Here is a 14,105-nt window from a genome sequence, read left to right as displayed (position 1 = left end):
CGACGCCCGCGCCCGTCCCCGTACCCGAGACTCCCGTATCCGTACCCGGGACGGCACCGGTCCCCGGGAGGACGGACGAGGCCGGGACGGAGAGCGGTACGGCGGCCGTGACCGGGCCGGCGGCGCCCGGTGGACTCGCGTCCGGGACGTTGCGCGGGCTGGGCGTCGGTCCCGGACGGGCCGCGGGCCCGGTCTTCCGGATGGCGGGCCCGCCTCCGCTCCCCGCCCCGGTCCGGGGCGCCGACCCGGACCGGGAACGCGGTGAGGCGCTGCGCGCGCTGGCGGCCGTCGCCTCGGAGCTGGAGGGCCGGGCCGCGGTCGCGTCCGACCCGGCCGCGAGCGCGATCCTGGAGGCGCAGTCATTCATCGCCGCCGACCCGGGCCTGCTGGAGTCGGTGGAGGGGAACGTCGCGGTGGGGATGGACGCCGCCCACGCCGTCGACGCCGCCTGCGCCGGCTACCGGGAGGCGCTGCTGGCGGCCGGCGGCCTGATCGCCGAGCGCGCCGCCGACCTCGACGACATCCGTAACCGGGCCGTCGCCGAGGTTCTGGGCCTCCCCGTGCCGGGCGTCCCCGATCCCGGCCACCCGTTCGTCCTCGTCGCCGACGACCTCGCCCCCGCCGACACGGCGGGACTCGACACCGGCACCGTGCTCGCCCTGGTCACCGAGCGGGGCGGGCCGACCAGCCACACCGCGATCCTCGCCCGCGCGCTCGGCCTGCCCGCCGTGGTCTCCTGCCCGGGTGCCATGAGCATCGGCGAGGGGACCCGGGTGGCGGTCGACGGGACCACCGGGGAGGTCCGTACCGGCATCGGGGAGGAGGAGGCCGCGGAGATACGGCGGCGCGCCACCGCCGACCGTCTCCGGCGGGCCGCGAGCGGCGGCCCCGGCCGGACCGCCGACGGCCACCCGGTCGAGCTCCTGCTCAACATCGGCTCCGCCGCCGACCTGAGACCGGAGGCGGAGGCCGAGGGGGTGGGGCTCTTCCGCACCGAGTTCCTCTTCCTCGACCGCAGGGAGGCACCGGGCTTCGACGAGCAGGTCGCGGCGTACGAGGAGGTCTTCCGGGTTTTCCCGGGAGGGAAGGTCGTCGTCCGCACGCTCGACGCGGGGTCGGACAAGCCGTTGCCGTTCCTCGGGGTGGGCCGGGAGCCCAACCCCGCGCTGGGCGTCCGGGGACTGCGCGTCGCGCGCGGGCGGCCCGCCGTACTAGACGTCCAGCTCGACGCGATCGCCGAGGCGGCCCGGCGGTGCGGCGCGGAGCCGTGGGTGATGGCGCCGATGGTCTCCACCGTGGCCGAGGCGGACGACTTCGCCGGGCGGGCGCGGGCGCGGGGGATCACTCGCGTCGGAGCGATGATCGAGGTCCCGGCCGCCGCGCTCCGGGCGGACCGCCTGCTGGAGCGGCTCGACTTCCTCAGTATCGGCACCAACGACCTCAGCCAGTACGCCTTCGCCGCGGACCGCCAGCACGGCGAGCTCGCCGACCTGCTCGACCCCTGGCAGCCGGGGCTCCTGCGGCTGGTCTCCGAGTGCGCGCGGGCCGGGCGGGCGGCGGGCAAGCCCGTCGGGGTGTGCGGGGAGGCCGCGGCCGACCCCCTTCTCGCTCCCGTGCTGGTCGGGCTGGGCGTCACCAGCCTGTCCATGTCGGCGCCGGGCGTCGCGCAGGTCCGGGACGCCCTGGCCCTCCGCTCCCTGGAACGCTGCCGGAACGACGCCCGGACCGCCCTGGAGGCCGACGACCCCGCACAGGCCCGGCAGGCGGTCGCCGCGGGCGGACCGCCGTGAACCGATCACCCGGCCGGTCGTCGCCCCAGCGGGAACGCGGCGACGGTGTGCCAGGAACCGGGTTCCCACGAGCCGCTGATGAGCAGGACGTCCTCGACCGCGGCCCGGATCGGCAGATGCGCGGAGACGGTCCGGGCGGCCCGGCCGAGGACGTGCCCGGGGGCGTCGTGCCCGACGGTCAGATGCGGCACCGTGTCGGCGTGGACGCCCTCGTAGGGCGGCGCCTCCGGAAAGCGCCGCCACACCGCGGCGGTGAGGTCGCGGAACGGGCGATCGGGCCGCGGGGCGAGCCACACGACCGACTCGCCGAACCAGGAGACGTGGGTGAAGACGACGTCGAAACGCGGGACGGCCGCGATCGTGCCGGTGAGGGCGGCGAGCACCTGAGAATCGATCCGTCCGGGCGGGAGGAAGGGGTAGAGCACCGTCACGTGGGCCGGCACGCCCCAGGCCGCCGAGGCGTCGAGCGCCGCCCGGAAGGGGCCCACCGCCTCCTCGGCCTCGGGTATCGGCACGACGAGGGCGGTCTGGGTCGGCTCCATGGCCTCAGTCTCCGGCCACCGCGGGCGGCGATCCACCTGATTTTCCACGTCCGCTGGAGCGGACGGCGGACCCGCGTCCATCACCCGATCGGGTGGCGGGACTCGCGGAGACGGGCGGCCGGTCAGGGTCGTGGCGATGCCGATCCACGGTGAGGCTCCGCAGAACGGAACCTAACGCGCGGGTGCGGACGCCTCGCGGGCGGAGACGAGGACGTCGAGGATGGCTCGCGTCTGGGACCAGGGGACCGGGCTCGGAGCGCCCTTGATCATCGCGAGGAACGCCTCGATGACGCCCTCGTAGCCGAGGTCGCGCGCCGGTGTCGCGCCGCCCTCGATGAGGACGGACTCACTGCCGTCGCGCCGGTGGAGCACGATCTCGTACGACTCGGTGTCCGACACGCCCAGGACCTCGACCGTTCCCGGGACGCCGTTCGCCCAGCGCATCGCGAGCACCCCGGTGTCCTCCGAGCGCAGCCCCTCGTACGCGCGGATCGACCCGGCGGCGCCGGCGAGCCGTACGTCGGGCCCGAGCAGTGCGACGAGCAGCTCCACCCCGTGCACGCCCATGGTGACGAGCGTGCCGCCGCCCTCATCGGGCGTGTCCTGCCAGGGGTTGTAACCGGTGGCCCACAGTCCCACGTCGTGCCGTACGGTCGCCCGGACCGCGAGGACACCCGTGAGATCGACCCCGGCGGCGGTGAACGCCGGGGCGAAGCGCAGCACGGACGTGGACATGACCCGGTCGGCGACCGGCGTCACCAGCCGGTCCACGGCGTCGAGCTGGGCGCGGGTGGCCGCGGCGGGTTTGTTGACGAAGACCGGCGCGCTCGTGTCCAGCACGGCCGCGAGCGCGTCCGGCACCCGCGGTCCCGGGACGGTCAGCACGACACCGTCCGGCCGGGTGGCGAGCAGGTCCGTGAGGCCGCCGGACACCGTCGCCCGCGGGTGTTCGTCGGTGAACACCCGCAGGCGCTCCGGATCCGGCTCCCAGACCACCAGGTCGGCGTGGCGCCCGAGACTGCGGGCATCGGCGTACGGGTGGCTGGTGGCCAGACCGGCCAGGGCGATGAGCACGGGACTCAGGATAGAGGAGGCGTCACGGCCGGTACCGGTACAGGCGGGGCCCCTCGGCGAAGTGGACGTCACCGGAGGAGTGCACCGCCAGGTGCTGGAACGCGCCCTTCTTCAGCGTCACGTGCCTGCGGTCGCGCGGGTCGAGTGAGAACAGCTCCCGGCCCGCGTGGGTGCCGTACAGCAGCCGGTCGACCGGGTCGAAGGCGAGCCGGCCGCCGGCGCTCCGGCTGTCCGACAGGGTGACGCGGCCGATGACGCGGCGCGCGCGCACCTCGACCGAGAAGACCTCGCCGCCCGCGATGCCCCACAGGCGACCGCGGTCGTCGAAGGTCAGCGCGGGTATGGCCGGTTTGCCGGGCGCGGGGACGATGTCCCACAGCAGCCGGTTCTCCGCGACCGACCAGGCGAAGAGCCGCGCCTCGGTCTGGGTCGGCTCGGTGGCCGACTGGCCGCCGTAGATGGAGGTGCCGCCGTAGAGGACGCCGTCGCGGTAGGCGAGGGAGACGATGCTCTGATCCTTGATCAGGTCGCGTTCGGTGTGCTTGAGCCCACCGGTCACCGGATCCCAGATGGCCAGGACGCCGCCGAGCCGCCCCAGGTCGGGCATGGTCCCGGCCGCGAGGTAACGTCCGGCCGAGGCCAGCGCGCGCGGGCGGATCTGCTTGTCCGCCGCGAAGTCGAACAGCCGGGCCGGGTTGGCCGCCGGGCCGGGTTCGGGACTCGGCGAGTACTCGGTGCTGTTCCACGGCAGCGCCGGGTCGTAGGCGTACACCCGGGCCTGGGGGTAGGCGCCGACGTAGAGCTTCCCGGCGTGGGAGGTCATGGCCTCACTCTGGGAGAAGGTGTGGAACTCCTCCCGCGCCCCCGTCGCCGGGTCGAGCGCGGCGAAGCCGCCGTTGAGGAAGCCGCCCGTGTAGACGCGCCCGTCCGGGCCCTCCGCGATCGCGGTGATGTCGATGGGCTCGCCGGGGATGTCCGTCTGGACGAATGACTTCGCCCCGGTCTGGGGGTTGTACCGGAACTCCAGGCCCCGCCAGAGCAGGCCGACCAGGCTCCTGCCCGGGTAGCCGTCGATGCCGAGCTCGGCCCAGCCGATCCCGCGGCTGTTGGCGACCCGGCCGGTGATCGGCATCCCGGTGGAGGTGACGGCGCGCGTCGCCGGGTCGTACCGGACGAGCTCGCCGGACTTGACGAGGTAGACCCCGCCGCGCTCGTCGGGGGCGGACACGTCCAGGCCGTGCGCCGCGTCGAGAGTGTCGGTCCACGCCCCGGCCGCGAGGTCGTACACGCGCAGGGAGCCGGGTGACGCGTCACCGAACCGGACGTAAAGATGATCACCGCTGACGTTCACGTCGTACGCCCACTTGCCGGCCGGGTCGAGGCCGTCGGGGGTGGGCAGGCCGCGAACGCTCCCGGTCGCGGCGTCCACCGCGAGGACCGCGGCCGGAGCCTCGGTGCCCACGTAGATCGTGCCGTCGTGTACGGCGATGCTGCGGGTGTAGTCGTGGGTGGGCGAGAGCCTGCCGTAGTCGCGGAAGCCGGTCGCGGGGTTGTAGGCGAACAGCCGCCCGCCGGGCGAGGTGCCGCCGTAGACGGTGCCGTCGGGTCCGGCCGCGAGGGACCAGACGAAGTCATCCGACGCGATCGGGCGGCCGAGGTCCCGGACCCCGCCGGCCTCGGTCCACCGGTAGAGCCGGCCGTCGCCGTATGAGCCGACGTAGACGTCCCCGGCGGGGGTCGCCTCGACGGCGTAGGAGCCGCCCGCGCCCGGCAGGTCGTAGCGGGCGAGCACCTCGCCGGTCGCGGGGTCGACCGCGTTGAGCCGGGCGGGGGTGCCCGAGGACGCGCTCCACAGCACGGTCCGGCCGCCCGGCCCGGGGGCGACCGTCCCGCCGATGAGCAGGACGTCCTGGAGGGGGACGCCGAGGTCCTCGATCGTCCCCGCGCCGGCGGCGGGGAAGGCCGGCGAGGCCGGGGAGGCCGTGAGCATCCCGGCCGCCAGGAGGCAGGCGAGCAGGGATCTCCAGATGCGGTTCATGTTCTCCGTCCGGGGGGTGTCAGCAGAGACGGTAGGTGTGGAAGTTCTCGTTGCGCGAGAGGTACATGTGTCCGTCGGGCCCCTTGAGCAGGAGCGAGATCGGGCGTGCGATGAGGGTGAAGGCGAGGGTGGTCCGGTCGATCCGGTAGGCCTTGCCCTGGGCCTTGCCGTAGAGGCGGCCGTCGGAGCCGAGGGTGATGGCGGTGTCGAGCCAGACCTGGGTCTGGGAGCCCCACGCGTAGGTCTGGTGCCTGGCCGTACGGAGGGTCGTCCCGGTGGCCGGGTCCATCTCGAAGACCGCGTCGGGGGTCAGGCCCCACAGCATGCCCCGGTCGTCGAAGGTGATCGAGCCGAGCGCGAGGTCGCCGGGGACGGGTGCGGTCCGCCACAGCACCTTGTCGGTGGCGATGTCGTAGGCGAAGACGTACGCCGCCGTGTCCTGTGGCACGCCGGTGGCGCCGAAGGCGGAGGTCGCGCCGTAGAGGACGCCGTCACGGTAGGCGAGGCCGATGACGCTGTGACCCGGGACGATGTTCCGCCTGATGACGGCCTCGCCGGTCTCCGGGTCGAGCAGGCCGAGCGCACCGCCCACGGTCCCGGCCTTGGGGACGGTGCCGAAGGCCAGCCGGTCGCCCGCCGAGACCATTGCGAACGGGCGGTCCTGTTCCTGGCCGGCCAGGTTGAGCAGGAGACGGGGCCGCGAGCCGTCCCATTCGTAGATCCGGGCCCACGGGTAGACGCCCAGGTAGAGCTTGCCCTTGTGGGTGACCATCCCCTCGCTCTGGCCGACGTTGGGCCAGAACTGCGACTCCCCGGTGGCCGGGTCGTAGGCGGCCAGGCCGCCGGTGAAGAAGCCGCCGGCGTAGATCCGCTGGTCCGGTCCGGCCGTCATGGAGCGGATGCTCACCGGCTGCCCGGTCAGCGTGGCGTCCAGCAGCTCGCCCCGGCGGGTCTTCCGGTCGTAGTGCCAGATGCGGCCGGTCGAGCCGGTCCCGATGAGGGTGGTGCCGGACCAGCCCAGGACCCTTGCCGCGCCGCCGCCGAAGTCGGTGAAGCCGGTGCGGGTGATCTTCTCGGTCTTCAGGTCGTAGGCGACGAGTTCGTCGTGCTGGACCAGGTAGACCTGGTGGCCGTGCCGCCCGCCGCCCACGGTGAGGCTGTCGACGTCGTCCACCAGGTCGGTCCAGGCGCCCGAGGCGAGGTCGTAGACGCCCATCGGGTTGCCGTCGGTGGAGGTGGCGAACCGGACGAGCAGGTGGTGGCCGACGACGTCCAGGTCGTAGGCGGTGCCGTGGCCCTCGATCGGCGGTTCGATGACGGCGGTGGTCGTGCCGTCCCTGACGACGGCCACCTTCATGCTCTGCGCGCCGACGCCCGCGTACACCGTGCCGTCCTCGCCGACGGCCAGGTCGCGGACGTACTGCTCGCCGGGGACGGGGCTGCCGAGGTCGGTCGTCTCGCCGGTGGCCGTGTCGTGGCGGAAGAGCCTGCCGGAGGGCGAGGTGCCGCCGTAGACGGACGTGCCGTCGGCGGCGACCGTCCAGACGAAGGTCTCGCCGGCGAGCGGGACGCCCAGCTCGCTGACCGTCCCGGTGTCCGGCGCGTACCGGAACAGCCGTCCCATCGCGTTCGCCGCCGCGTTGTACGAGCCGACGTACACCGAGTGGTCGGGCGCGACGGTCACGGCCCACGAGCCGAGCGCCAGCGGGAGCGGGCGCTCGGCGACGAGGCGGCCGTCGAGCGCGTCCCGGACCCCGAGGATCGCGGGCCCGGACGCGCTGGAGGTGACGGAGTAGACGCGTGGACCGCCGGGCGCGTCCGGGTCGTAGGCGGCGCCCGCGGTGGTGGCGCCGCTCAGCGGGAGCCTGCCGAGGGTGGTGAATCCGCACCCCGTGGGCGGCGCGGCGGCCGCCCGGGCGGGGGCCGGTGGGCTGAGCGGGGACAGAGGGGAGATGGGGGAGAGCGGCGTGAGCGCGAGGACGAGCGCGAGCGCCGCGGCCCGCCCCGCGCGTGATCGGAAAGCCGGCATGCGGTTCTCCTTTTCCGGTGAGGGCACCAGAGGGCGCCGGGGGAGTGTCCTGCCGGTGGCGGGCGGGTTCCCGCCCCCGCCCGGCCGCGCCGGCGTCACGTCAGCACCTTGTGCAGGGCTTCGACGAGGTCGGCGGGGTCGTCCATGAGCATGTTCTGGCGGACCCAGACCACGGTCCGGGCCGCCTCCTTCGCGGCCGGGCAGGGCTCGGCCCGCGCCGCGTGGAGGGCGTCCAGGGTGCCCAGGGGCGGGTATCCGGCCTCCAGCGGCACGCCCTCGGCGGCCATGGCGGCCAGCAGCCGGGCCCGGTCCACCGACGGGTCGTGGCGGAGCATGAGGAGGTGGCGCGAGTCGCGGGTGGTGCCGGGCGGTGCGGGCACCGCGCTGACGGGCAGGCCGGTGAGGTCGAGCGCGCGGCAGAACGCCTCCCGCCGGTCGATCTCCGCGTCGAGCCGGTCGAGCCAGGGCAGCAGGAGGGCGGCCTGGATGTCCGTCAGCCGCAGGTTCCAGCCGACGGCGGGATGGCCGTACCATTCGCCGCCGAGGGCGCGGCCGACGTTGCAGGCCGACCAGATCGCCGCGTGCGCCGCCGCGTCGCGGCAGACGATGAGACCGCCCTCGCCGGCGGTCATGGCCTTGCTCGACTGGAAGCTGAACACCCCGGCGTCCCCGAGACCCCCCACCGGCCTGTCGCGGTATTCCGCGCCGTGGGCCTGCGCGGCGTCCTCGATCACCTTGAGTCCGTGCCGGGCGGCCACCGCGGTGATCTCGTCCATCTCCGCCGGGCCGCCGGCCAGGTGCACCGGCATGACCGCGGCCGTCCGGCCGGTCACGGCGGCCCCGACGGCGGCGGGGTCGAGGCGCAGGTGCCCGGGGTCCACGTCGACGATGACCGGGGTCGCGCCGGTGAGCAGCACGGACGTGGCCGAGGCGACGAAGGTGTACGCCGGGACGATCACCTCGTCCCCCGGGCCGATCCCGAGTCCCCTCATCGCGGCGAACAGGCCGAGGGTGGCGTTGCCCACCGTGACGCCGTACGGGACGCCGGACCGGCGGGCGAAGGCGGCGGCCAGCTCGGCGCAGACCGGGCCGCCGCCCCACCGGCCGCTGTCGAGCACCTCGGTCACCAGGGCGCGCTGCCGGTCGTCGAGGGGCGGCGGCCACTCGGGCCAGGGGCGGGTGCGGACGGGGACGCCTCCGTCGATGGCGGGTTTCACGGCTGGTTCCTCCCGAGGACGCGTGCGAGGTTGCCGCCGAGGACGCGCGCCCGGTCGTCGTCGGTGAGCGGTGCGAGGGCGGCCCGTCCGAAGCCCTGCCGCAGGTCGAGGAAGCAGGCGTCGGAGCCGTAGATCACCCGGTCCGCCCCGGCCAGCTCGACGAGCCGGGCCGTCCAGCGGCCGGTCATCTTGGAGCCGCAGGTCTCCAGGTAGAGGCTGGGATGTTCGGCCGCGATGCGGGCCGCGCGGGCGAAGCCGTACGGGTGGAGCCCCGCGTGCCCCATCAGCAGCGGGACCCGCGGGTGTCGGCGGGCGACGGTGCCGAACCGCTCCGGGTCGCTCCACGGCGAGTCCGTCTGGCCGTGCGCGAGGACCGGCAGGCCCAGCTCCCAGACGGGTTCGTAGCGCGGATCGTCCAGGCGGCACTGATGGACGTCCGGGTGGAGTTTGATCCCCCAGATCCCCGGGGAGCCGACCGGGTTGCGCCGGTGCGGGTTGTAGACCTCCCAGACGCCGAAGCGCCCGGGGTGCGCGGCGGCGGCCTCGAAGGCCAGCCGGTTGCCGGTGACCGGGTCGGGGCCGACGGCGAGCAGATGACTGACGCCGATGGCGTCGATGCCGAGGCGGTCCATGAGGCCGACCATGCCGTCGGCGGACGGGTCGGGGATGAGGAAGTCGGGCCAGGTGCCGAGGTGCCCGTGGGCGTCCAGGATCATCGGCCCGCCTCCCCGAGCAGATCGCCCCCCGCGGCGATCAGGGCCACGTCGTCCGGGGGGAGGTCCAGGTGGTCGAGGAGGAGACGCGGGCCGCAGTCGTCCATGACGGGCGCCCCGGTGCCGAAGACCAGGCGGCGCGCGCCGAAGCGCTTTGCCAGCCACTCGACCCCGCGCTGGGTGTTCACCGTGCCGATCTCCAGGTAGACGTTGGGGGCCTCCGCCATCAGTTCGGCGACGGCGCGGAGCCGCCGGTAGCCGGGATTGAGGATCAGGAGTTTCGGGACGTGCCGTGAGACCTCGCGGAGCTGGGCCGGGGACGCCTCCTCCAGGTCGACGGCGACGGGAAGCCCCAGGACGTCCAGCCAGCGCCGCGTCGTCGGCCCGGTCACGTCGAACCGGTGCCGTTCCGGGCAGAGCCGGACCATCGGCACGTCCCACATCGGCGGCTGCTCCGTCGCCATCGGCACCAGCACCGGGACGGGGAGGAGCCGGGGGTCGTCCAGCGCGCGGAGCGCACGGTTTCCGTCCTCGGGGTCGCTGTACAGGCTGAGCGTGTGGGTCACCAGGGCGCGGTCGATGCCCAGCCGGTCCATGTCGGGCCGTGGGTCCGCCGGCAGGTCGTCGAACGGCACGGGTCCTATGAGCCGGTGGGCATCGATCACTAGTTTCGGTACGGGCCGAAACATGGATCAGTGTTCCGCGACGGTCAGGGCCGGGCGGCGCGGGTCGAGCGTCACCTTCGCCAGGTCCCGCCCGACGAGCGTCCAGGCGTCCCAGGAGCCGGGGGCGAAGTGGAGCTGCGGGTTCGTGTACCACTCGTCGCCCAGGCCGGTGGCCAGGAGCGTGGCCGTGCCGCCCAGCTCGTACGCGTTGCCGCCGCCGAAGAAGGTCTGCGCGAAGACCCGCCCCCGGTGGACGGTCAGCTCGCCGTACCCGGACAGCGTGCCCCGGTGCCTGATCGTCCGGTCGGCGAGGTCGAGCGCGATCCAGGTGCCGGAGTTCCGCTTGTACAGCGCGTACAGCAGCCCGTCGTGGACCTTGACGTCCTGGATCGTGCGGTTGCCGGCGAGCGGTTCCGCCTCCCACAGCACCGTACGGCTGCGCAGGTCGAACGCCGCGACCGAGGCCGACGTCCGGACCGGGGGCGTGCCCCCGCCGCCGAGCACGTCGCCGCCGAGGTAGACGACGCCTGCCTTGGAGTCCACGCTGAGGCTCATCAGGCTCTCGTCGCGGATGACGCCGACGTAGACGTCCATCTTCCCGGTGTCGGGGTCCACCACCGAGAGCGCGCCCTCCAGGGCGGCGCCCAGCGGAGCCGAGGCGACGAGGAGTCTGTCGGTCACCTCGTCGTACTCCAGGTCCCACGGCCGCTGCTGCCCGTGTCCGAGGAAGCCGAGGCTGCGGACCGAGTCGTCGCGGAGGCCGATCGAGATGATCTCCCCGCTGGGGTACATCGCGGCGTAGATCTTGTCGCCGCGCCGGACCAGGTCCTTCGGCTCGCCGGGCACCCGGAAGCGCCGCTTCTCGCCGGTGCGCAGGTCGCGGACGTCCATCCAGAAGTGGCCGCCGACGTAGAGCGCCCGGTTCGGCACGAGCAGCATGCTCTGCGGCCGTTCCGCGCCGGCCGGCAGGCCCGCCTCGATCAGGTCGGTGAACTGCGACTCCGCCGTGGACAGGTCGAGCCGCCACATGCCGCCGCTGCCGGCGAAGCCGGTCAGCGTCCGCCCGTCGAGGACCAGCCGCCGGGTCTCGTCGCGGAGCGAGGGCGGCTCGGCGATCTTCGTGACCGCGCCGTCCCGGTAGGCGTGGACGGCCCCGTCGGGGCGGGAGGTGAGGTAGACGGTGCCGTCCGGCGCGACGGCGAGCGCGTCGAAGCTGCTCAGGCCGGTGTCGACCATCCGGGTGTCCGTGCCGTCCCCGCGCGTGTCGATCAGGACGCCGCCGCTCGCGGCGTACACGCGGTCGCCGCCGAGGGCGATGGCGCCGATGCCGGTGGGGCCCTGGGCCAGTTCCCGGACCGCGCCGGTGGCCCGGTCGATCGCCATCAGCCTGCCCTTGTCGAGGAGCCCGGCGTAGACGGTGGTGTCGTCCGCGGCGACCGCGCGCACGTACCGCTCACCGGCGGCGAGGACCCCGAAGTCGCGCACGGCGCCCGTCGAGGGGACGTACTCCCAGACCCGTCCACCGGGATAGGTGCCGAGGTAGAGGGTGCCGTCGGGGGCGGCGGCGAGGCTCCAGACGTAACCGCCGTTGGCGCCGAACGAGCGCAGGCGCGCCACCTCGCCGGTCGCCGGGTCGAAGCTGTAGAGATCGGGGACCGGATAGGTGCCGATGTAGACCTTGCCGCCGGAGACGGCGGTCGCCCACCCTCCCTCCGGCTCGCCCGCCGCGGGGCCGTCCGGCAGCGTGGCGGTGCGGGTCACCTTCCGGGTGGCCAGGTCGATCTCCGCGACCACCGGCGGCTTCTGGCCGCGCGTCACGACGTACGCCTTGCCGTCGGCCACGGCGGCGCCCACGATCGCGCCGGTCAGCGAGGCGGGGCCGTAGGTCTCGTACGCCGGGGTGTCGCGGTCGGCAGCGGAGGCGGGCTGGGCCGCCATCGGAAGTAAGGCCGCAAGCAGAGCCAGTACGACCGCGCGGGCACGGATCATGGCCACACCTCCACAGGTGCTCACTCTTGCCGAATAATGGTCCAGACCGTAACCTTTCCCGCAAGCTCGGTCAATGGGCTGACCGTTTTGCGGTCGCGCCCGTATCCGAAGGGACCCCCCGTATGCTCCCCCGTCGCAGATTCCTCCAGGTCGCCGCCGCTTCGGCGGCCGTCGCCGCCTCCCCTCTCGTCCCCGCCTCCGCCGCGCGTGCCGCGGCCGGGGACGTCACCGACCTCGGGCCCGCCAGCGTGGCCAGCCCGCTCGGCAACGGCGTCTTCGTGGGCGGCGTCCTGTACGTCGGCTCCCGCGGCCTGTCACCGAACGTGGTCGGCGCCTACGACCTCGCCTCCGACAGGATCGTCGCGCACTACGAGATCCCCACGGGGATCGGCGTCTGGGCCATGTGCGCCTCCGGCACCGACGTCTACGTCGCCACCCACGTCCGCTCGGACCTCTACCGGATCGACACGCTCACCGGGAAGGTCACCAAGGTCGGCGAGTATCCCGACCACTACGTCTGGACCATGGCCGCCGCCCCCGACGGCAAGGTCTACCTCGGCTGCTCCGAGCCGGGCCGGGTCTGGGAGTACGACCCGGCGACCGGGAAGAGCCGCGACCTCGGACAGCCCGCCCCGGGCGAGGCGTACGTGCGCAGCATCGCGGCCGACGACAGGTACGTCTACTGCGGGATCGGCTCCCACGCCCATCTCATCGCGATCGACCGGGCCACCGGCGAGACCCGCGACCTGCTCCCGGCCGAGGTCGCCTCCCGCGACTGGGTGGCCAGCATGTCGATCTCGGACACCCACGTCGCGGGCGGCCTGAACTCGCTGGCCGAGCTGCTCGTGCTCCGCAAGGACGACCCTTCCGACCACCGCGTCGTCAAGGCCACCGCGGCCGGCGAGAAGTACACGGTCGCCGTGCTGATCCACAAGGACTCCGTCTACTTCGCGGGACGGCCGACCGGCACGTTCTACCGCTACCGCCTGGACACCGGCGTCCTCGACGTGCTCGGCGTGCCGTACTTCGAGGCCGCCACGCACCGCATCCTCGCCTACGAGGGCAGGATCTACGGGGTCCAGGACAACGCCGTCTTCGTGTACGATCCGGCGACCGGGGACATCGAGTACCGCAACCTCGTCCAGCGCGGCCTGCGCGCCGCCCCCGAGGAGCCCATGTCCGTGCACAGCGACGGCCGCCGGGTCTACGTCGGCGGCAAGAGCGGCGCCGACGTCCACGACCTCGCGACCGGCGCCGTCACCCGGCTCGGCATCCCCGGCGAGCCGAAGACCCTGGTCACCGTACGGGACCTGACCTACCTGGGCGTCTACACCCAGGCCGCGCTCTACGCGCACCGCGCGGGCGACCCCGAGCCGGACCTGCTGCTGCGCGCCGGCAACCAGCAGGACCGGCCGCGCGACCTCGCCTACGACGAGAGGACCGGGCTGATCGTCATGCCGACGCAGCCGGAGCCGGGCCACGAGAACGGCGCGCTGACCCTTTACTCGGTGAAGGACGGCACCCACGTCACGTACCGGCCGATCGTCGAACGGCAGACCGTGTACGCGGTGACGACCCGGCGCGGCGTCGCCTACCTCGGCACCCAGACGCAGGAGGGCCTCGGGCTGCCGCCGGTCACCACCACGGCCCGGCTGGCCGCCTTCGACCTGACCTCCCGGAAGCCGCTCTGGCAGGTCGAGCCGGTGCCCGGCGCGCCCGGCATCACCGGGCTCGACAGCACACCCCACGCCCTGTACGGCATCACGCGCGGCGGCCTGCTGTTCGAGTACGACCTGCGCCGCAAGGCCGTGACCCGCACCCTCCAGGTGAGCGCCCGCGGCGGCGACCTGCTGATCGTCGGACGCACCGCGTACACCGGGGACCGGGACGCCGTGTACGCGGTCGACCTGGACCGCTGGCGGGCCGCCGCGCTCGTCACGGGCCTCGCGGGAGAGTGGTTCGGCGGTGAACCCAAGCTGGCCCTCGACCCCTCCCACCGGGCGCTGTACTCGATCAAGGGCCGTAACCTGATCCGGATCGCCATCTGA

General features: G+C 74.0%; 10 protein-coding genes. 2 read left to right on the top strand and 8 right to left on the bottom strand.

The window, feature by feature from the left end; genetic code table 11:
- The first annotated feature begins 107 nt into the window (after positions 1 to 107).
- Complete coding sequence (gene ptsP, locus ACZ6W9_RS22270) at positions 108 to 1,790, top strand: phosphoenolpyruvate--protein phosphotransferase (protein WP_389970013.1); 1,683 nt, start codon at positions 108 to 110, stop codon at positions 1,788 to 1,790.
- Positions 1,791 to 1,795: 5 nt separating this feature from the next.
- Here the strand turns inward: ptsP and ACZ6W9_RS22265 are convergent, their stop codons facing one another.
- The 8 genes from ACZ6W9_RS22265 to ACZ6W9_RS22230 form a co-directional block, all read right to left on the bottom strand.
- The gene (locus ACZ6W9_RS22265) at positions 1,796 to 2,332 is read right to left on the bottom strand and encodes a 2'-5' RNA ligase family protein (RefSeq protein WP_389969925.1); all 537 of its coding nucleotides are present in this window, start codon (positions 2,330 to 2,332) and stop codon (positions 1,796 to 1,798) included.
- A 171-nt stretch (positions 2,333 to 2,503) separates the two neighbouring features.
- Positions 2,504 to 3,406, bottom strand: coding sequence for a Gfo/Idh/MocA family protein (locus ACZ6W9_RS22260; RefSeq protein ID WP_389969927.1), 903 nt, complete (start codon positions 3,404 to 3,406; stop codon positions 2,504 to 2,506).
- 22 nt (positions 3,407 to 3,428) lie between these two features.
- Entirely contained in the window at positions 3,429 to 5,444 is a 2,016-nt protein-coding gene (locus tag ACZ6W9_RS22255; RefSeq protein ID WP_470119408.1) for a hypothetical protein, read from the bottom strand.
- 19 nt (positions 5,445 to 5,463) lie between these two features.
- On the bottom strand, positions 5,464 to 7,473 hold the full coding sequence (locus ACZ6W9_RS22250) for a ligand-binding sensor domain-containing protein (protein ID WP_470119406.1): 2,010 nt from the start codon (positions 7,471 to 7,473) through the stop codon (positions 5,464 to 5,466).
- A gap of 95 nt (positions 7,474 to 7,568) precedes the next feature.
- Complete coding sequence (locus tag ACZ6W9_RS22245) at positions 7,569 to 8,690, bottom strand: DegT/DnrJ/EryC1/StrS family aminotransferase (protein WP_389969933.1); 1,122 nt, start codon at positions 8,688 to 8,690, stop codon at positions 7,569 to 7,571.
- Positions 8,687 to 9,406 (bottom strand): amidohydrolase family protein, encoded by a 720-nt coding sequence (locus ACZ6W9_RS22240; protein WP_362943289.1) that lies wholly within the window; start codon positions 9,404 to 9,406, stop codon positions 8,687 to 8,689. The genes ACZ6W9_RS22245 and ACZ6W9_RS22240 overlap by 4 nt, the downstream gene beginning before the upstream one ends.
- The gene (locus ACZ6W9_RS22235) at positions 9,403 to 10,038 is read right to left on the bottom strand and encodes an amidohydrolase family protein (RefSeq protein WP_389969935.1); all 636 of its coding nucleotides are present in this window, start codon (positions 10,036 to 10,038) and stop codon (positions 9,403 to 9,405) included. The genes ACZ6W9_RS22240 and ACZ6W9_RS22235 overlap by 4 nt, the downstream gene beginning before the upstream one ends.
- 57 nt (positions 10,039 to 10,095) lie before the next feature.
- Positions 10,096 to 12,006 carry an outer membrane protein assembly factor BamB family protein gene (locus ACZ6W9_RS22230; protein ID WP_470119403.1) on the bottom strand — a complete coding sequence of 637 codons (1,911 nt, stop codon included), beginning with the start codon at positions 12,004 to 12,006 and terminating at the stop codon, positions 10,096 to 10,098.
- A gap of 173 nt (positions 12,007 to 12,179) precedes the next feature.
- Between ACZ6W9_RS22230 and ACZ6W9_RS22225 the strand changes: the two genes are divergently transcribed.
- On the top strand, positions 12,180 to 14,105 hold the full coding sequence (locus ACZ6W9_RS22225) for a PQQ-binding-like beta-propeller repeat protein (RefSeq protein WP_470119401.1): 1,926 nt from the start codon (positions 12,180 to 12,182) through the stop codon (positions 14,103 to 14,105).

It is taken from the genome of Streptosporangium sp. NPDC053982 (genome assembly GCF_055585205.1).
The sequence above is the reverse complement of the archived record's forward strand: the minus strand, read 5'-3'. Positions and strand labels throughout refer to the sequence as shown.